General features: G+C 70.7%; 19 protein-coding genes. 15 read left to right on the forward strand and 4 right to left on the reverse strand.

Annotation, left to right across the window (positions count from 1 at the left end; genetic code table 11):
• Nucleotides 1–17: 17 nt before the first annotated feature.
• Together ACFYTQ_RS29485 and ACFYTQ_RS29490 are read right to left on the reverse strand one after the other, a co-directional pair.
• Nucleotides 18–857, reverse strand: a complete 840-nt coding sequence (locus ACFYTQ_RS29485; protein WP_387368156.1) for an SDR family oxidoreductase — start codon at nt 855–857, stop codon at nt 18–20.
• On the reverse strand, nt 854–2,419 hold the full coding sequence (locus ACFYTQ_RS29490) for an aldehyde dehydrogenase family protein (RefSeq protein WP_387368158.1): 1,566 nt from the start codon (nt 2,417–2,419) through the stop codon (nt 854–856). Before ACFYTQ_RS29490 ends, ACFYTQ_RS29485 begins: the two co-directional genes overlap by 4 nt.
• Nucleotides 2,420–2,564: 145 nt before the next feature.
• On the opposite strand from ACFYTQ_RS29490, the gene ACFYTQ_RS29495 reads away from it, so the two are divergent.
• Nucleotides 2,565–3,836: a PucR family transcriptional regulator gene (locus tag ACFYTQ_RS29495; RefSeq protein ID WP_387368161.1), complete on the forward strand. Its 1,272-nt coding sequence runs from the start codon at nt 2,565–2,567 to the stop codon at nt 3,834–3,836.
• A gap of 7 nt (nt 3,837–3,843) precedes the next feature.
• Here the strand turns inward: ACFYTQ_RS29495 and ACFYTQ_RS29500 are convergent, their stop codons facing one another.
• Nucleotides 3,844–4,101, reverse strand: a complete 258-nt coding sequence (locus ACFYTQ_RS29500) for a DUF2277 domain-containing protein (RefSeq protein WP_387368163.1) — start codon at nt 4,099–4,101, stop codon at nt 3,844–3,846.
• 161 nt (nt 4,102–4,262) lie between these two features.
• Here ACFYTQ_RS29500 and ACFYTQ_RS29505 point away from each other — a divergent pair, with 161 nt between their 5' ends.
• A complete protein-coding gene (locus ACFYTQ_RS29505; RefSeq protein WP_387368166.1) occupies nt 4,263–5,096 on the forward strand; it encodes a DUF1266 domain-containing protein in 834 nt (277 codons plus the stop codon).
• Nucleotides 5,097–5,099: 3 nt separating this feature from the next.
• On the opposite strand, the gene ACFYTQ_RS29510 is transcribed toward ACFYTQ_RS29505, so the two are convergent.
• Nucleotides 5,100–5,915, reverse strand: coding sequence for a hypothetical protein (locus ACFYTQ_RS29510; protein ID WP_387368169.1), 816 nt, complete (start codon nt 5,913–5,915; stop codon nt 5,100–5,102).
• Nucleotides 5,916–6,330: 415 nt separating this feature from the next.
• On the opposite strand from ACFYTQ_RS29510, the gene ftsH reads away from it, so the two are divergent.
• From ftsH to ACFYTQ_RS29575, 13 genes are all read left to right on the forward strand, one after another.
• On the forward strand, nt 6,331–8,685 hold the full coding sequence (gene ftsH, locus ACFYTQ_RS29515; protein ID WP_387368172.1) for an ATP-dependent zinc metalloprotease FtsH: 2,355 nt from the start codon (nt 6,331–6,333) through the stop codon (nt 8,683–8,685).
• A gap of 126 nt (nt 8,686–8,811) precedes the next feature.
• Nucleotides 8,812–9,426, forward strand: coding sequence for a GTP cyclohydrolase I FolE (folE, locus tag ACFYTQ_RS29520; RefSeq protein ID WP_387368444.1), 615 nt, complete (start codon nt 8,812–8,814; stop codon nt 9,424–9,426).
• Between the two features lie 59 nt (nt 9,427–9,485).
• Nucleotides 9,486–10,307 (forward strand): dihydropteroate synthase, encoded by an 822-nt coding sequence (gene folP / locus ACFYTQ_RS29525; RefSeq protein WP_387368446.1) that lies wholly within the window; start codon nt 9,486–9,488, stop codon nt 10,305–10,307.
• Nucleotides 10,304–10,687 (forward strand): dihydroneopterin aldolase, encoded by a 384-nt coding sequence (gene folB / locus ACFYTQ_RS29530; RefSeq protein ID WP_387368174.1) that lies wholly within the window; start codon nt 10,304–10,306, stop codon nt 10,685–10,687. The genes folP and folB overlap by 4 nt, the downstream gene beginning before the upstream one ends.
• The gene (folK, locus tag ACFYTQ_RS29535; RefSeq protein WP_387368177.1) at nt 10,684–11,208 is read left to right on the forward strand and encodes a 2-amino-4-hydroxy-6-hydroxymethyldihydropteridine diphosphokinase; all 525 of its coding nucleotides are present in this window, start codon (nt 10,684–10,686) and stop codon (nt 11,206–11,208) included. The genes folB and folK overlap by 4 nt, the downstream gene beginning before the upstream one ends.
• 5 nt (nt 11,209–11,213) lie before the next feature.
• Nucleotides 11,214–11,684 carry a DUF3180 domain-containing protein gene (locus tag ACFYTQ_RS29540; protein ID WP_387368180.1) on the forward strand — a complete coding sequence of 157 codons (471 nt, stop codon included), beginning with the start codon at nt 11,214–11,216 and terminating at the stop codon, nt 11,682–11,684.
• Between the two features lie 70 nt (nt 11,685–11,754).
• Nucleotides 11,755–12,870, forward strand: a complete 1,116-nt coding sequence (locus ACFYTQ_RS29545; protein WP_387368182.1) for a DUF6779 domain-containing protein — start codon at nt 11,755–11,757, stop codon at nt 12,868–12,870.
• Nucleotides 12,871–12,979: 109 nt separating this feature from the next.
• Complete coding sequence (locus ACFYTQ_RS29550; protein ID WP_387368185.1) at nt 12,980–13,906, forward strand: Rossmann-like and DUF2520 domain-containing protein; 927 nt, start codon at nt 12,980–12,982, stop codon at nt 13,904–13,906.
• A gap of 20 nt (nt 13,907–13,926) precedes the next feature.
• Nucleotides 13,927–14,844, forward strand: coding sequence for a pantoate--beta-alanine ligase (gene panC / locus ACFYTQ_RS29555; RefSeq protein ID WP_387368448.1), 918 nt, complete (start codon nt 13,927–13,929; stop codon nt 14,842–14,844).
• Between the two features lie 13 nt (nt 14,845–14,857).
• On the forward strand, nt 14,858–15,277 hold the full coding sequence (panD, locus tag ACFYTQ_RS29560) for an aspartate 1-decarboxylase (protein ID WP_387368188.1): 420 nt from the start codon (nt 14,858–14,860) through the stop codon (nt 15,275–15,277).
• Nucleotides 15,278–15,293: 16 nt separating this feature from the next.
• Nucleotides 15,294–16,088, forward strand: a complete 795-nt coding sequence (locus tag ACFYTQ_RS29565; protein ID WP_387368191.1) for a type III pantothenate kinase — start codon at nt 15,294–15,296, stop codon at nt 16,086–16,088.
• Nucleotides 16,089–16,237: 149 nt separating this feature from the next.
• Nucleotides 16,238–16,840, forward strand: a complete 603-nt coding sequence (locus tag ACFYTQ_RS29570; protein ID WP_387368194.1) for a cysteine dioxygenase — start codon at nt 16,238–16,240, stop codon at nt 16,838–16,840.
• A 5-nt stretch (nt 16,841–16,845) separates the two neighbouring features.
• The gene (locus ACFYTQ_RS29575) at nt 16,846–17,268 is read left to right on the forward strand and encodes a rhodanese-like domain-containing protein (RefSeq protein ID WP_387368450.1); all 423 of its coding nucleotides are present in this window, start codon (nt 16,846–16,848) and stop codon (nt 17,266–17,268) included.
• Nucleotides 17,269–17,318 lie beyond the last annotated feature (50 nt).

The raw sequence follows: 17,318 nt of genomic DNA on the forward strand, positions 1-17,318 counted from the left end.
GCGACCCTAGCGGTGGCTCACTTCGTATCCGAGCGCACCCGCTCCTCGTACGCCTTGCGCGCGCCCGCGTCGACATCGTCGAGGAAGGCGCGGCCCGAACCCAGCGAGCGGCCCAGCGCGTCCGCGACGTCCTGGGGCAGCAGGCCGAAGAACCGCGAGATCGTCCCCGCCACCCGGGTGACGCGCACCTTCGCGCGCGGGCGCACCAGCAGATTCGCGATGGCGTCGGCGATCTCCTCCGGCTCGGCCGGGCGCAGCAGTCTGGGCGCGGTCACGCCGGAACCCAGATCGGTGTTGGTCAGCGTCGGCAGCACCGACGAGAACGACACCCCGCTGTCGCGGTACTCCTCGCGCAGCGTGTCGGTGAAGCCGAGCACCGCGTGCTTGGAGGCGTTGTAGGTGGCCAGCCCGGGGACATGGGTCTCCCCGGCGAGGGAGGCGATATTGATGATGTGCCCGCTTCGGCGCGGCAGCATCCGCGCCAGGGCGAGTTTGGAGCCCAGGATCACGCCGTAGACATTGATGTCGAGGATGCGTCGGGTCAGCGCGTCCGGCTCCTCGACCACGCGGCCGGTGGGCATGATGCCCGCGTTGTTGATCAGCACGTCGATCGGGCCGAGCCGCCGTTCCACCTCGTCGAGGAAGGCGGTGAAGGACTGCTGGTCGGTGACGTCGAGCCGGGCGTAGTGCTCGAAATCGCGGGCGCTGCCGGACTCCTTGACGGCCACCTCGTCCACGTCGCCGATGGCGATCTTCGCGCCGTGCGCGCGCAGCGCGGTGGCGGTGGCCAGCCCGATGCCCCGGGCGCCACCGGTGATCACCACGACCTTGCCGCGAATGATGCCGAAATCCGTCACTTGCCCCGACCTCCCACGGTGTTGATCACGTCCAGCACGCCCAGCCGCCGCATGCCCCGGGCGCCCGCCGCGCGCATGGCCGACAGCGCGATCGCGAGGCGGGTCTTGTTGTAGGGGAACCAGAACAGTTCCCGCTGCTGTGTCGGCAGCATCGGCGTGGTGAGCGCCTGCTTGCGGCAGTACTTGCGCACCCCCTCGGCCCCGCCCCAGCGCGCACCGATGCCGGATTGCTGCCAGCCGCCCATCGGCAGGGCGAAATTGAACAGGTTGGCGAAGACGTCGTTGACGTTCACCGCGCCCGCGTTCAGCCGCCGCGCGATGCGCTCGCCGCGCACCTTGTCGCCGGTCCACACCGACGCCGACAGGCCGTAGATCGAATCGTTCGCCAGCGCGACGGCTTCCGTCTCGTCGGCGACCTTCATCACCGGCAGGGTCGGGCCGAAGGTCTCCTCGGTCATACAGGCCATCGTGTGATCGACGTCGACCAGTACGGTCGGCTCGAAGAAGGTGCCCACGCCGGTCGGCTTGCCGCCGGTGACGGCCGTGGCGCCCTTGGCGATCGCGTCGTCGACGTGCCGCGCGACGATGTCGCGCTGCGCCTCGGTCGCCAGCGCGCCGATGTCGAAGCGGGCGCGGCGATCGTCCTGGCCCTGGCGCAGCGTGCGCACGTGCGCGGTCAGCTTGGCGACGAACTCGTCGTACACCGGGGCCTCGACGTACACGCGCTCGATCGAGATGCAGACCTGGCCCGCGTTGAACAGCCCGCCGAACGCGACGCCGTACGCCGCGCGATCCAGATCGGCGTCGGCGAGCACGATGGCCGGATCCTTACCGCCCAACTCCAGGCTGTAGGGGATCAGCCGCCGCGCGCAGGCCGTGGCGATCGCCCGGCCCGTCCGGGTGGACCCGGTGAACTGCAGATAGTCGACATTGTCGACCACGGCCGCGCCGGTCTCGCCCGCGCCCGTCACCACCGCGAACACCGGCGGGGCGCCGATCTCGGCCCAGCCGCGGGCCAGTTCCAGCGCCGAGAGCGGAGTCACCTCCGACGGTTTGAGCAGCACCGCCGCCCCGGCCGCGAGCGCGGGGATCACGTCCAGCGCGGGCATGGCGAGCGGGAAGTTCCACGGGGTGATCACCCCGACCACCGGATACGGGCGGTAGACCGTGGTCAGTCTCTTCACCCGGGCCAGCGGGCTGTGCGGGGCGGGATGTTCGTCGGCGAGGAAACCGGCCGCGCGGCGGGCGTAGTAGCCGATCAGATCGACCGCGAAGCCGGGATCGATCAGGGCGTCCACGCGAGGTTTGCCGGATTCGGACTGCACCACGTCGGCCAGGTGATCGGTGTGGTCGATCAGCCAGTCCTGGAGTCTCAGCAGCCACTCCTTGCGGCCGTCGGGGCCGATGGCCTCCCACTCCCGCTGGTACAGCCGCAGTTCGCGGACCTTGGCGGCGACGGCGGCGGCCGACTCGTTCGGCACCGTGCCCACCACCGCGCCGGTCGCCGGATTGCGCACCTCGATCCCGGCGGCGTCGGCGGGTGTCGTCTGGGGGTTCGTCACGATCTGTTCTCCGGGTACACGTTTCGCTGAATTGTGAAATGGTTCACTGAACTATGATCGTGACACAATCGCGCGGCGGCTTCTTGGCCGTGACGGTCAATCCTCCCCGCGCGGTTTGTACTCCGGATACAAAAGGAGGGCGGCGATGACGCGGACCGCGGGCACCCATCCGCTGGTGCGGGAGTGGCTCAACGACTTCGTCGCCGAGACCCTGCGCCCGGGCATCCTCGACCAGATCGTGGACCGGCTCGACGACGAGGTGGTGGCCCGGCTGCCGGAGCTGGCCGATCGCGACATCCGCCGCGATCTGGCGGCCAGCACCCACGCGCACGCGCTGGTCATGCTGGGCGGGCTCACCCAGGACCGCGCCGACTACCCGGTGCCGCAGCAGGCCCACGACTTCGCCCGCACCCTGGCCCGCCGCGGCCTCGAGCTGCGACTGCTGCTGCGGGTCTACCACCTGGGTCAGGAGGCGGTGATGGACTACATGACCGAGGTGCTGGACCGGCGCGGGCTGCCGCCCGACATCGAGCGGTCGGTGCTGATGCGGCTGTTCGAGCGGTCCATCCGCTGGGTCGGCACGTCGGTGGAGGAACTCACCGAGACCTACATCGAGGAGCGCGAACGCGGCCTGCGCGCGGCCCTGAACCAGCGCACCGAACTCGTGCGCGCGCTGCTGGCGGGCGCCGACGCCGACATCGACCAGGCCAGCGCGCGGCTGGGCTACCGGCTCGCCGGGCGGCACCTGGCCTGCGTGGTGTGGACCGACGACGCGATGCCGGGCCCGGTGACATTGCCGGACAACGGTTTTCGCGCCGAGGTCGGCGACGGTGAGACGCTGGGCCTGCTCGACCGGGTGGTGGCGCGGCTGGCCGCGGCCCTGGGCAGCCGCAGCGTACTGACCGTGCCGTCGGGCGCGAGCGCGCTGTGGGCCTGGATCGCGGTGGAATCCGACGCCGCCCGCGCGCCCGCGACGGTCGAGGCGCCGGTGCGGATCGCGGTCGGCGCGCCCGCGGCGGGGATCGCGGGCTTCCGCGCGAGCCATCGGGAGGCGGTCTCGGCGCGGCGGGTGGCCGAGCGCGCGCGGGGCGAGATCGGGCGGGTGCTGCACTATCCGGAGGTCGAGGTGGCCTATCTGGCCGGAACCGACGAGGCGGCGATGCGCGCGCTCATCGCGCGGGAACTGGGCCCGCTGGCCGCGCCGGACGCGAACTCCGCGCGGCTGCGCGAGACGCTGCACGCCTATCTGCGCTGCCGTCGCAGTCCGGACGCGGCCGCGAAACGACTGGGCGTGCACAAGAACACGGTGCGCTATCGAATGCAGCGCATCGAGGAACTACTGGGCCATCCGATCGAACACCGCGGCCTGTGGCTGGAGATCGCGCTGGAGTGCGCCGCGATCTACGGAGTTCGATAGCCGTGAGCTATTGGTCCGCGTTGGCCGCCAGCCGTCGCAGCGGAGGTTCGGTGGCCGGGGGCACCCGGCGATCGGGCAGTTCGGCCAGCAGTTGCGTGGTCGCGGCCGCGACCGCCGCCACCGCCTTGTCGAACGCGGGCTTGGTGGTGGAGGACAGGCCGGTCAGCCCACCGACCTTCCGCACGTATTGCTGTGCGGCCGCGTAGATTTCCTGATCGGTCGCGGGCGGCTCGAGCCCGCGCAGGACGGTGATGTTTCTACACATGGCGCCGAGAGTAGCGCTCGGTAACCGACCGCGACAGGTCAAGAAACCACAGATGTGAAAATTGTGTGTTGCAGCCGCGCCGGCCGCGCGGCGGCGGCGTGACGCGCGTCTCGACGGGGATGGGCGAACCCGCCGCGCATCGATACGACACAATCGAAGATATGGCCACCCGCGACGTGCCGACATTGACCACCTTCCCCTACGAGGAGCTGGACCGGCGCGAGGACGACCACTGGTCCGGTGCGCAGGTCTCCGACGACGAGCTGCGCGCGCTCTCGCTGGGGGCGTTTTACTCCGCGCGCTGGGACGCCTTCCACGACGCGTTGCTGCTCGGCCCCGAGCGCGAGCATCCGCTCGGCGACCGCCGCGAACTCGCCATCGACACCCTCACGGGCGCGTGGGGCATCACCGACGGCACCGAGGCCATGGCCTCGATGGAACAGCTGCTGGAGGGGATGCACTCCCCGCTCTACGCGCTGGTGCATCCGCTGGTGATGGCCGCGATCAACTCGCCCGAGCGGGACCGGTTCGGGGAGCGGGCCGATCGGCACCGGGCCTTCCTGCGGCAGGTCGGCTCGTTCCGGGGCATGGAGAACCCCGAGGCCCTCGTGCGCGACTACGACATCTGGTCCCAGGCCATCAAACTCGGCCTCACCGAGCATCTGGTGCAACCGCTGCCCGCCGACATCCAGGCGTGGGATCTGGCCCGCGTGGTCGCGGTCGCGCGGATGGCGTTCACCGCCGGATATCTCGACGCCGACGCCGCCTGGGACTACGTGATGCGGGCGCTGCCCGCGGCCCAGCGCCGCTACCGCAACTGGCGGCAGTTCGGTGACTCTTATCTCACCGGCTGGACCTACTGGCAGGCGTGCGAGGATCTGGCCGAACTGAAGTCCGGCGGCGTGGACCGGCGCCTGGAACTGGTACGGCTGTGGATGCGGCCCACCAGCCCCTGGCGCCGGATCTCGTTGCAGCCCACCGAGGCGAGCGCCTAGCGCTCAGTCGGGCAGCGAACGCAGGATGCCCCGGCCGTAGCGCTGGAACTGCGAATCGTCGACCATGCCGAGCGAATGCCGCTCGACCAGCAGCTCCCACTCCGAATACAGCTGGGCCACACCGGGATCCGGCGGGGCGACGGCCCCGTCGGCGGCCTCCCGCTGGATCGCGAAGGTCAACGCGCCCACCACGCGCTCGGTGTCGGCCCGGTCGGCGCCGACGAAGGTCAGCGTCATATTGCCGTCGCAGACCTGCACGCCGGGTTCCCCGTCGGTGTCGGCCGAGCGCGCCGTCATGAGCGCGGCGACGGGCATCTCGTGGGCGTAGCGCTCGGCCGGGCCGATCGCGACGAACAACAGGCGCGCGGTGGTGACCGCCAGCAGTCCGCGCCCGCGTCCGGCCGGGGGCTGGGCGGTGACCAGCGCCGTCTCGAGCGCGAACTCCTCGGGGGTGACCAGCCGGTGCAGCGTGGTGACCGCGGCCTTGGTGTCCCGGCGCGGGGCCATCCGGCGGACCGCGCGATCGACGTCGGCGCGGGTGGGACCGTTCTTGCCCCACACCGGGGCGGGCGGTTCCAGGTCGGGTACGGACATATCGATGCGCTGCGTGGCCGTGATCTGGGCGTTGATCCGCTCCACGATCACCGTGGCCGCCGGGACGTCGTGCTCGGCGATCAGCACGGGCAGCGGAGTGCGGTCCGCCGGGATGCCGGTCAGCAGCGAGGTGGGGTAGCGCAGGTAGATCTCGATGACGACGGCGTCGTCGGTACGCCGGTTCAGCCGGACCTTGAGCAGGTCGGAGACCGGCACGTCGAGCACGCGCTCGCCCTCCGCACCCGGTCTGAGGACCTGCAGCCGACCACCGCCGTGACGCAGGATCGCTGTGGGTGTCCGTAACTCGACTATGTCCATACCCCCTGCACTCGTGTTGTGTCCTCGCTCACAATAGGGCGCGCATGTCATCATTGTGACCACTTGGTCCGACGCCGAACACATGATGTTCGGATCGGTCTGAGCACAGGCCGGGAACCACCGCTGTTCTCCGACCGTTTACTTGTCGAACTGCATCAGGTGCCGAACTGCGCGATGTATCGAGTAGACCGTACGCGGTAACGTGGCTTGTCCGCATCCGTTCGGTCGCACCCGGTCGCCTCCGGTTGCGGATACGCCGCCCGATGCATCGTAGGCACGAACCGGAATCACCGGAAAGGACTGGCCCGCCGGCCGACGCTCTATGAACCGCAAGACAGTGTTTCGCAACCTGGCCATAGTCGCGGGCATCCTGCTCGTGATCTATCTGGTCACGTATTTCAGCAACGACACGCGCGGCTGGAAGAACGTCGATACCTCGGTGGCGCTCACCCAGCTGCAGGACAAGGCCAACGTCAAACAGGTTCAGATCGATGACAAGGAGCAGCAGCTCCGCATCACCCTGAACAAGGGCAACGACGCGACCGACGGCCAGAGCCAGATCATCGCCAAGTACCCGGGCGGCAGCGAGGTCTCCGCGCAGATCCTCAAGGACGTGCAGGCCTCCGGCGCGCCCTACAACACGACGGTCAAGCAGGACAGCTGGTTCACCCAGGTGCTGCTGTTCGTGTTGCCGATGGTGGTCCTGCTGGGCCTGTTCGTGTTCGTGATGGCCCGCATGCAGGGCGGCGGGCGCGGCGGCATGATGGGCTTCGGCAAGTCCAAGGCCAAACAGCTGTCCAAGGACATGCCCAAGACCACCTTCGCGGATGTGGCCGGGGCCGACGAGGCCGTCGAGGAGCTCTACGAGATCAAGGACTTCCTCCAGAATCCGGCCCGATACCAGGCGCTGGGCGCGAAGATCCCCAAGGGTGTGCTGCTCTACGGCCCGCCCGGTACGGGTAAGACGCTGCTCGCGCGGGCGGTCGCCGGCGAGGCGGGGGTGCCGTTCTTCACCATCTCCGGTTCGGACTTCGTCGAGATGTTCGTCGGCGTCGGCGCGTCCCGGGTGCGCGACCTGTTCGACCAGGCCAAACAGAACAGCCCCTGCATCATCTTCGTCGACGAGATCGACGCGGTCGGCCGCCAGCGCGGCGCGGGCCTGGGCGGCGGGCACGACGAGCGCGAACAGACCCTGAACCAGTTGCTGGTCGAGATGGACGGTTTCGGCGACCGCACCGGTGTGATCATCATCGCGGCCACCAACCGCCCCGACATCCTGGACCCGGCGCTGCTGCGGCCGGGCCGCTTCGACCGGCAGATCCCGGTCGGCAACCCCGACCTCGCGGGCCGGCGCGCGATCCTGCGGGTGCATTCGCAGGGCAAGCCGATCGCCCCCGACGCCGACCTGGACGGGTTGGCCAAGCGCACGGTCGGCATGTCCGGCGCGGATCTCGCCAACGTCATCAACGAGGCCGCGCTGCTCACCGCGCGCGAGCACGGCCAGGTGATCACGGGCGCGTCGCTGGAGGAGTCGGTCGACCGCGTCATCGGCGGCCCGCGGCGCAAGAGCCGCATCATCAGCGAGCACGAGAAGAAGATCACCGCCTACCACGAGGGCGGGCACACCCTCGCGGCATGGGCCATGCCCGACATCGAGCCGGTCTACAAGGTCACCATCCTGGCCCGCGGGCGCACCGGCGGGCACGCCATGACCGTGCCCGAGGACGACAAGGGCCTGATGACCCGCTCGGAGATGATCGCCCGGCTGGTGATGGCGATGGGCGGGCGCGCCGCCGAGGAACTGGTGTTCCACGAGCCGACCACGGGCGCGTCCTCCGATATCGACCAGGCCACCAAGATCGCCCGCGCGATGGTCACCGAATACGGCATGAGCGCCCGGCTGGGCGCGGTCCGCTACGGCCAGGAGCAGGGCGACCCGTTCCTGGGCCGGTCCATGGGCATGGGCTCGGACTACTCGCACGAGGTCGCCCGCGAGATCGACGAGGAGGTGCGCAACCTCATCGAGGCCGCGCACACCGAGGCGTGGGCCATCCTCAACGACTACCGCGACGAACTGGACGCGCTGGCCAGCGCGCTGCTCGAGCGGGAGACGTTGCACCGCAAGGATCTCGAGGAGGTCCTCGCCACCGTCGACAAGCGGCCGCGCATCACGGCGTTCAACGACTTCGGCGAGCGCACCCCCTCGGACCGCCCGCCGGTCAAGACCCCCCGCGAACTGGCCGCCGAGCGCGGCGAGCCGTGGCCCGACGAGTCGGCCACCCAGGTGGCGGCCCGCCCCGCGGCCCAGCCGGTCCCGGCCAACGGCTACCCGCCCGAGAGCGCGCGGCAGCCGCAGCCCGGGTATCCGCAGCCGCAGCCCGGCGGGTACCCGCTGCCCGGCAACGGCCCCGGCTACCCGCGGCCCGGCACGCACGGTTCGCGGCCGGACTACGGCGCCCCGGCCGGCTGGTCCGCCCCCGGCTGGCCGCCGCAGGAGGATCAGCAGGGCCGTCCCGCCCCGGGCGGGCAGGCGCAGGGCGGTTGGGCGCCCGGCGGCGGTCAGCGCTACGGCCGTCCCGCTCGGCATCAGCCGCACGATCAGCAGGGCCAGGGCTACCCCTCGCCCAACGGCGAAGCCGAGGGCGGCGAGTGGGACGGGCCGAACGGTCGGCACTGACCGACCGGAGATTAGGCTCGACAGCGCGGTGCCGAGAGGTAACCGGCGCCGGTCGCGACCGGCGCCGCCGGGCGCCGCGTACCCGGATTTTTGGAGGTGTCCCGAGTGTCGGCCAACAACCACGCCATCGCAGAACCCGATACCGACGCTCTGATCGCGATCGAGACCGGCCGCCGATTCGATCAGGCGCGCGCGGAGGCGGCGGTCCGCGAACTACTGCTCGCGATCGGTGAGGATCCCGACCGGCCCGGTCTGGCCGACACCCCGGCCCGGGTCGCGCGCGCCTACCGGGAGATGTTCGGGGGCCTGTACACCGAACCGGACGCGGTGCTCAACACCACGTTCGACGAGGGTCATCAGGAGCTGGTGCTGGTGCGCGACATCCCGATGTACTCGACCTGCGAACATCATCTGGTGTCGTTCCACGGCGTCGCGCACGTCGGCTACATCCCGGGCCCGCAGGGCCGGGTCACCGGTCTGTCCAAACTGGCCCGGCTGGTCGACCTGTACGCCAAGCGCCCGCAGGTACAGGAGCGGCTGACCAGCCAGATCGCCGACGCCGTCATGCGCAAACTGGATCCGCGCGGCGCGATCGTGGTCATCGAGGCCGAACATCTGTGCATGGCCATGCGCGGCATCCGCAAGCCGGGCGCGAGCACCACCACGTCCGCGGTGCGCGGCCTGCTGCAGAGCAGCGCCTCCTCGCGCGCCGAGGCCCTCGATCTGATCCTGCGGAAGTGAGCGGGCGGCCCGTGTCCGGACGACTCGTCTCCCCGCGCGGCGACCGCTCGTGCGTGGTGATGGGCGTGGTCAACGTCACCGGCGATTCGTTCTCCGACGGCGGCCGCTACCTGGATCCGAAACTCGCTGTGGCACACGGGCTCTCGCTGTACGAGGCGGGCGCGGACATCATCGACGTCGGCGGCGAGTCGACCCGGCCGGGCGCGGTGCGCGTCGATCCGGCGACCGAGGCCGCGCGGGTCGTGCCCGTCATCCGCGAACTGGTCGCGGCGGGCGTGCCGACCAGCGTGGACACCATGCGTGCCCCGGTGGCCGACGCCGCGATCGCGGCCGGGGTCTCGGTGGTCAACGACGTCTCCGGCGGCCGCGCCGATCCGGATATGGTGAAAGTCGTTGCGGCGGCGGAGGTTCCGTGGATCCTCATGCACTGGCGGGCGGACGCCGACTACCGGCACACGGGTCCGGCCGAGCACTACGACGACGTCGTCGCCGAGGTGCGCGACGAGCTGTCCATGCAGGTGGACCTGGCCATGGCCGCCGGGGTGCACCCCGGCCGCCTGGTCCTCGACCCCGGCCTGGGTTTCGCCAAGAACGCCGCGCACAACTGGGCGTTGCTGGGCGCGCTGCCCGAGCTGACCGCGCACGGCCTGCCCATCCTGATCGGCGCCTCCCGCAAACGCTTCCTCGGGGCGCTGCTCGCCGACGACTCCGGCCCGCGCCCGCCCGACGGGCGCGAGACCGCCACGGCCACCATCTCGGCGCTGGCCGCGCTGCACGGCGCCTGGGGTGTGCGGGTCCACGATGTTCGTGCGTCACTGGACGCCATCGCCGTCGCCGACGCCTGGCGGCGCGCCGAACGAATCCGACAGGGAGCCGAGTGAGTACCGACCGCATCGAGCTGCGCGGCCTGCGCGCGTACGGCCATCACGGGTGCTTCGATTTCGAGCGCCGCGACGGCCAGGAGTTCGTCGTGGACATCACCCTGTGGCTGGATCTCGCGAAAGCGGCCGCCTCCGACGACCTTTCGGCCACCGTCGACTACGGCGAGCTGGCCGGGCGGGCCGTCGCCGTCGTGACCGGACCGCCGCGCAATCTGATCGAGACGGTGGCCGCCGAGATCGCCGACGACGTGATGACCGACGCGCGCGTCGCCGCCGCGGAGGTCGTGGTGCACAAGCCGTCCGCCCCCATCCCGCACACCTTCGCCGACGTCCGGGTGGTCGCCACCCGCCGCCGCGCCGGGGCCGAGGTGATCGCGTGAGCCGCGCGGTGCTGTCCATCGGATCCAACCTGGGCGACCGGCTCGCCCACCTGCGCGGCGTCGTCGACGCGTGTGGGCCGCATGTGGTCGCGGTGTCGTCGGTGTACTCGACCGCGCCGTGGGGCGGGGTGCCGCAGGAGCACTACCTCAATGCCGTTGTGGTGGTGGACGATCCGGCCGCCGAACCGCGCGACTGGCTGCGGCGCGGCCAAGAACTCGAACAGGCCGCCGGTAGGGTGCGCGAAGTGCGCTGGGGCGCACGGACTCTCGACGTCGACGTGATCCGCTGCGCGACGGGTTCGCGCGAGGTGCGCAGCACCGACCCGACGCTGACCCTGCCGCATCCGCAAGCGCATCGCCGCGCCTTCGTCCTGGTGCCCTGGCTCGAGGTGGAACCGGACGCGGTGCTGGCGGCCGAGGGCCGGGAACTGCCGATCCGGGATTGGCTGAACGCATTGGACGCCAGCGAGATCGACGGTGTCCGCCGGACCGAACTCACCCTGCGCGCGGCCGTGTCATGAACGTCATGAAGCCGACGCGGGCCCTGGATCTGACCGCGAACGTGCTGGTGGCCGCCGTCGTGGCGTGGATCGCCACGCGCTGGGCGTACTCCAGCTTCCCGCCGATCACCGCGATCGCGGGCGCCTCGCTCTATCCGGTGGCGGCGCTGGAGGCCGTGCTGGCCTTTGTGATTCGCGCCCGGGTCAACGACGACCGGATCGGCGACGCGCCCCGGCATCTGCATCCGATCACCGTCGCCCGCGCGGCCGCGCTGGCCAAGGCGTCGGCGCTGGTGGGTTCGCTGGCGGCGGGCGTGTGGCTGGGCTTTTTGATCTGGGTCTTCCCGCAGCGGTCGACCCTGCGCGCGGCCGCGGCCGACACGCCGGGCGCGGTCGTGGGTCTCGTCGCCGGGCTGGCCCTGGTCGCGGCGGCCCTGTGGCTGGAGTATTGCTGTCGCGCGCCCAACGAACCGCCCGACGAAGCGGCTACTTCCTAGCAATTATTCGTTCGGGAATTATCGCACCGGCTTCCACCCGGAACGAGTTGACCAGGCTATCCTCGCGGTCATGGTTTCACCCGCCCGTAGCAGTACTTCCCGTCGGTGGCGGGATTACGCGGGAAAGTTCCTGATCGGAATTCTGATCCTGCTCGGCCTGATTGCCAGTGTGTTCCTGATCTTCAGCGACAGCCTGCAATTGGTCCGGGTCGGTCTGGTCGCCGCCCTGTGGGCCGCGGTCCTCGGGGCGCTCGCGGCCACCAGGTACCGGCGCGAGGCGGCCAACGATCAGGCGCGGGCGCGCGAGCTGCGGACGGTGTACGAGTTGCAGCTCGAGCGGGAGATCAGCGCCCGCCGCGAATACGAACTGACCGTCGAGGCGCGGGTGCGCGAGAAGGTCGGCGCGGACGCCGCGGAACTGGCCGCGCTGCGCGCCGAGCTGTCGGTGCTGCGGGAGAGTCTGCAACGACTGTTCGACGGCGGCCTGCCGAATCAGCGCCCGGCCCTGCACGCGGACGCGTTCCGCCTGCCCGAACTTCCGGGCGTGGCGAACGGTAACTCGCGAGAAACCGATACCTGGGACGCGTGGAACGCCCCCGCGGTCCCGCTGGACGTGACCCCGGTCTTCGAGACCGACCACACCGAGCCCCCGGCCTTCGCCAGCCCCTTCGACGATCCGGTGACCGCCGAGACCGCGGTGGTCTCGGCCGAGGAACTGGCCGACCTCGAGGCCGAGCGGGTCGGCCCCGAGCGACCGCGCGCCGAGCCGGAGCGGCCCTCGAAGCGCGAGCGCGACCGCGAATCCGGTGACGGCGACGGCGACCGAGCCGAGTCTCAGGAGCAGGCCGAGCCGGAACAACTCGGGCCGGTGCGCCCCGAGGTCGTCGACCACCCCAAGCCCGCCGAGCAGGCCGGTCCCGTGCGACTCGCGTCCGAACCGCCCGAGGCCCGGCAGCCCGCGACACCGGCGGAGCCCGAGACCTCCGAACCCGAAAAGCCAGCGCCCGCACCGAAATCCGGGCCCGAACCCACGGCCCACCACGGCCCGGAGCGGCGGACGCCGATGGGCACCGCGGGCTCGCGCCGCCGTCGCCGCGCCGACGACGAGGACGGCGACGACGACGGCCCGCGCCTGTCGGTGGCCGAGATCATGGCCAATCTCCGCGCGGAGCAGAGCGGACGCTGAGGTGAACATCACCGGGCCCGCCTCTGGGCGCGGCACGTCCGTCGTCCTATCCTCGACTCGGTAACGTCCGGTACCCGCACGGCGGGACTGGAACGACATCGAGAGGACAATGGTGACCTCAGGTAATTCTGGGAGTGACCCTGCGCCTGCACGACTGACGGTGGGAATCGTCTCGGCGGGACGCGTGGGCTCCGCACTGGGCGCCGCGCTCGAGCGCGCCGGGCACGTCGTCTTCGGCGTGGCGGCGATCTCCGACGCGTCGGTCCGGCGCGCCCGCACCCGGCTGCCGGATTCGCGGATCCTGCCGGTCGAGGAGGTGGCCGCGCGCAGCGAACTGCTGGTGCTCGCCGTGCCCGACAGCGAATTGGCCGATCTGGTCGGCGGATTGGCGACCGCGGGCGTGGTGCGGCCGGGCACGATCGTGCTGCACACCTCGGGCGCGAACGGGATCGGCGTGCTGGCCCCGCTCACCGAACGCGGCGCGCGTCCGCTCGCGATCCATCCGGCCATGACCTTCACCGGTCACGACGAGGACTTGGCCCGGCTGGGCAACGCCTGTTTCGGGATCACCGCGGCCGACGAGGTGGGCTACGCCATCGCGCAGTCGCTGGTGATCGAGATGGGCGGCGAGCCGGTGCGGGTGCGCGAGGAGCAGCGCACGCTGTATCACGCCGCGCTCGCGCACGGCAGCAATCATCTCGTCACGCTGATCGTGGACGCGGTGGCCGCGCTGCGCGCCGCGCTGGAAGGCCCCGGCCTGATGGGCCAGCAGGTGGTCGACGACCAGCCGGGCGGTCTCGCCGAACGGATGCTCGCGCCGCTGGCCTCGGCGGCCCTCGACAACGCCCTGCGCCGTGGGCAATCCGCGCTCACCGGACCGGTCGCGCGTGGCGACGCGGCGGCCGTCGCGGCCCATCTCGTGGCGCTGGGCGAGGTGGACCCGCGCCTGGCCGAGGGCTATCGCGCGCTGTCGTTGCGCACGGCCGAGCGGGCGCACGCGAAACCCGAGCTGATCGATTTGCTGGAGGGACGCTGATGTCCGATCCGAATTCCCGGCTGCTCGCCCTGCGCGGCTCCTACCGCCCGGGTGAACTCACCGTGCTGCACGACCCCGCGACCGTCTCCGCGGTGGTGCACGCGCTGCGCTCGGTCGGCCGCAAGGTCGCGCTGGTGCCCACGATGGGCGCCCTGCACGAGGGTCATCTGGAGCTCGTGCGCCGCGCCCGGCGCACGAATCAGGTCGTGATCGTGTCGATCTTCGTCAACCCGTTGCAGTTCGGGGCGGGTGAGGATCTGGATCGCTATCCCCGCACGCTCGATGCCGACGTGGCCCTGTTGCGCGGCGAGGGGGTGGAACTGGTCTTCGCGCCCAGCGCCGCGGACATGTATCCCGACGGCCCGCGCACCTCGGTGCACCCGGGACCGCTGGGCGCCGAACTCGAGGGCGTGAGCCGCCCGACCCATTTCGCCGGGGTGCTGACGGTGGTCGCCAAACTGTTGCAGATCGCCCGCCCGCACGAGGCGTTCTTCGGCGAGAAGGACTACCAGCAACTCACGCTGATCCGACAGATGGTGCGGGACTTGAACTTCGACGTCCGCGTCGTCCCGGTCGCCACGGTCCGCGAACCCGACGGGCTGGCCCTGTCCTCGCGCAACCGCTACCTCGATCCGGCCGAACGCGAACTGGCCACCACCCTGTCGGCCGCCCTGGCCGCCGGCCGCCATGCCGCGGGTCTCGGCCCCGAGGGCGTCCTCGCCGCCGCGCGTGCCGTGCTCGACACCCGGCCCGAGATCACCGTCGACTATCTGGAACTGCGCGGCGCGGATCTCGGCGAGATCACCGCGAGCGGCAATGCCCGGCTGCTGGTCGCCGCGCGTATCGGCGCGACCCGCCTCATCGACAACATGGCCGTCACCGTCGGGGTACCGATCGACGGCCACCCCAATACCCCTGCCGCACAAGCTCTTTCGTAGGAAGGCGACGACGATGTTGCGCACCATGATGAAATCCAAGATCCACCGCGCGACGGTGACCCACGCCGATCTGCACTACGTCGGTTCGGTGACCGTCGATCCGGATCTGATGGACGCCGCCGACCTGCTCGAGGGCGAACAGGTCTGCATCGTCGACATCGACAACGGCGCCCGGCTCGAGACCTATGTCATCGCGGGCGAACGCGGCTCGGGCGTCATCGGAATCAACGGCGCCGCGGCGCATCTGGTGAATCCCGGGGATCTGGTCATCCTGATCGCCTACGGCATGATGGACGAGCGCGAGATCCGCGAGTACCAGCCCCGCGTGGTCTTCGTCGACGAGCGCAACCGGCCCGTGGAACTCGGGTCGGATCCGGCGCACGCGCCGGAGGGGTCGGGTCTGACCTCCCCGCGCTCGCTCACCTTCGCCTGAGCGGCGGGCCTCGGGGATGCTGCTGACCATCGACGTCCGCAACACCAGCATCGAGATCGGCCTGTTCTCCGGCAGCGGCGCGCACGCGGAGCTGACGCAGACCTGGCGCATGCACACCAATCCGCTGCTGACCGCCGACGAATTCGCCATGCAGGTACGGGGATTGGTCGGCGACCAGCTCGACCGGGTGGTCGGCGTCGCCGCGTTGTCCACCATGGCCCCCGTGCTGCGCGAGCTGCGGGCCATGCTGAGCCGGTACTGGAACAACGTGCCGCACGTCCTGGTGGAACCGGGCGTGCGCACGGGAATCCCCCTGCTGGTGGACAATCCGAAGGAGGTCGGCGCGGACCGCATCGTCAACTGCCTGGCCGCCTATCACCGCTTCGAATCCGCCGCCATCGTGGTCGATTTCGGTCCCGCCGCCATCTGCGTCGACCTGGTCTCGGCCAAGGGCGAATTCCTCGGCGGCAGCATCGCGCCGGGCGTCGAGATCGCGACCGAGGCGCTGGTGGCGCGCACCGCGCTGCGCCGGGCCGAATTGACCCGTCCCCGTTCGGTATTGGGCAAGAACAGCCTCGAATGCATCCAGTCCGGCGCGGTGTTCGGCTTCGCGGGACTGGTGGACGGCATCATCGATCGCGTGCGCGACGAGTTCGACGCCTTCGCGGGGGACGATGTCGCGATCGTGGCCACCGGGATCACCGCGCCGCTGATCGTGCCGGAGTCGGAGACCATCGAACATCATGAGCCGCATCTCACACTCGACGGATTGCGGCTGGTCTACGAGCGCAATCAGCAACGCCGTCGCTAGGCGCCCGCTTGTGCTTCTCCCACACACTGCTAAGCTCTTGCCCGTGGCTTACCGCATGAGCGTCCAGGAGTGTTGTCGAGGCTGATTCGCCTCGACCGTTGTCGGGGCTTCGCATCCCCCGGCCGACCACTTCTCCTGGAGATTCGCTCATGCGTTCCTCTGTCATCACCCCCGCCTCTCCCGCCCTCGCGCCGCAGCGCCTCGCCCCCGAGGTCACCGAGCGCGCGGTCGCCTCGGCGCTGCCCACCCGGCTGCGCCCCGCCGACCTGCTGCGCCTGACCGACGAGGGCGCCGAGGACGTGCTGGCCGGGCGCTACGACCACCTGCTGCCCGCCGACGGCGCCTGGCCCACCGACAACCGCTGGGCCACCCGCCTGTCGGCCGACGACGAGGTCGACGTCTGGCTGATCAGCTGGGTGCCCGACAAGTACACCGAACTGCACGACCACGCCGGATCCCTCGGCGCGCTGACCGTGCTCTCCGGCGCGTTGTCCGAATTTCGTTGGAACGGAAGGGAATTACGCAATCGCACGCTGTCGGCGGGCGATCAGGCGGCGTTCCCGCTGGGCTGGGTGCACGACGTGGTGCGCGCCCCCGATCACCTCGTCGCCGGACCGGCCGATCCCACGCTGTCCGTGCACGCCTATTCACCACCGCTCACCGCCATGTCCTACTACGAGGTCACCGGCCACGGCACGCTGCGCCGCACCCGGACCGTCCTCACCGACCAGCCGGAAGGCGATGCGAAATGACCCATCTGACGATCGATCGCATGCTGGCGAACGCGCGTGAGCGGCTGCGGCGGATCTACGCGTTCGAACTGCCGGAGGCCCTCGCCCGAGGCGCCCTGCTCGTCGACATCCGGCCGCAGGCGCAGCGCGTCAAGGAGGGCACGCTGCCCGGCGCCCTGGTCATCGAGCGCAATGTGCTGGAGTGGCGGCTCGATCCGACCAGTTCCGCGCGGCTGGCGCTGGCCGTCGACCACGATGTGGAATGGATCGTGGTCTGCTCCGAGGGCTACACCTCGAGCCTGGCCGCGGCCTCGCTGCAAGAGCTGGGCCTGCGCCGGGCGACCGATCTGGTCGGTGGATATCAGGCGCTGAAGGCGGCCGGTCTGCTGTCGGTCGCGGCGAACGCCCCGCACATCACCCGCGAGGTCGTGGCGCTCGCGTCGTCGTAATTGTCACCGGCCCGGCAGGGCTCCGCCGCAAAAGAATTTTCACCGCACGA

This window comes from Nocardia sp. NPDC004068, assembly GCF_042874315.1.
Classification (GTDB): Bacteria; Actinomycetota; Actinomycetes; order Mycobacteriales; family Mycobacteriaceae; genus Nocardia.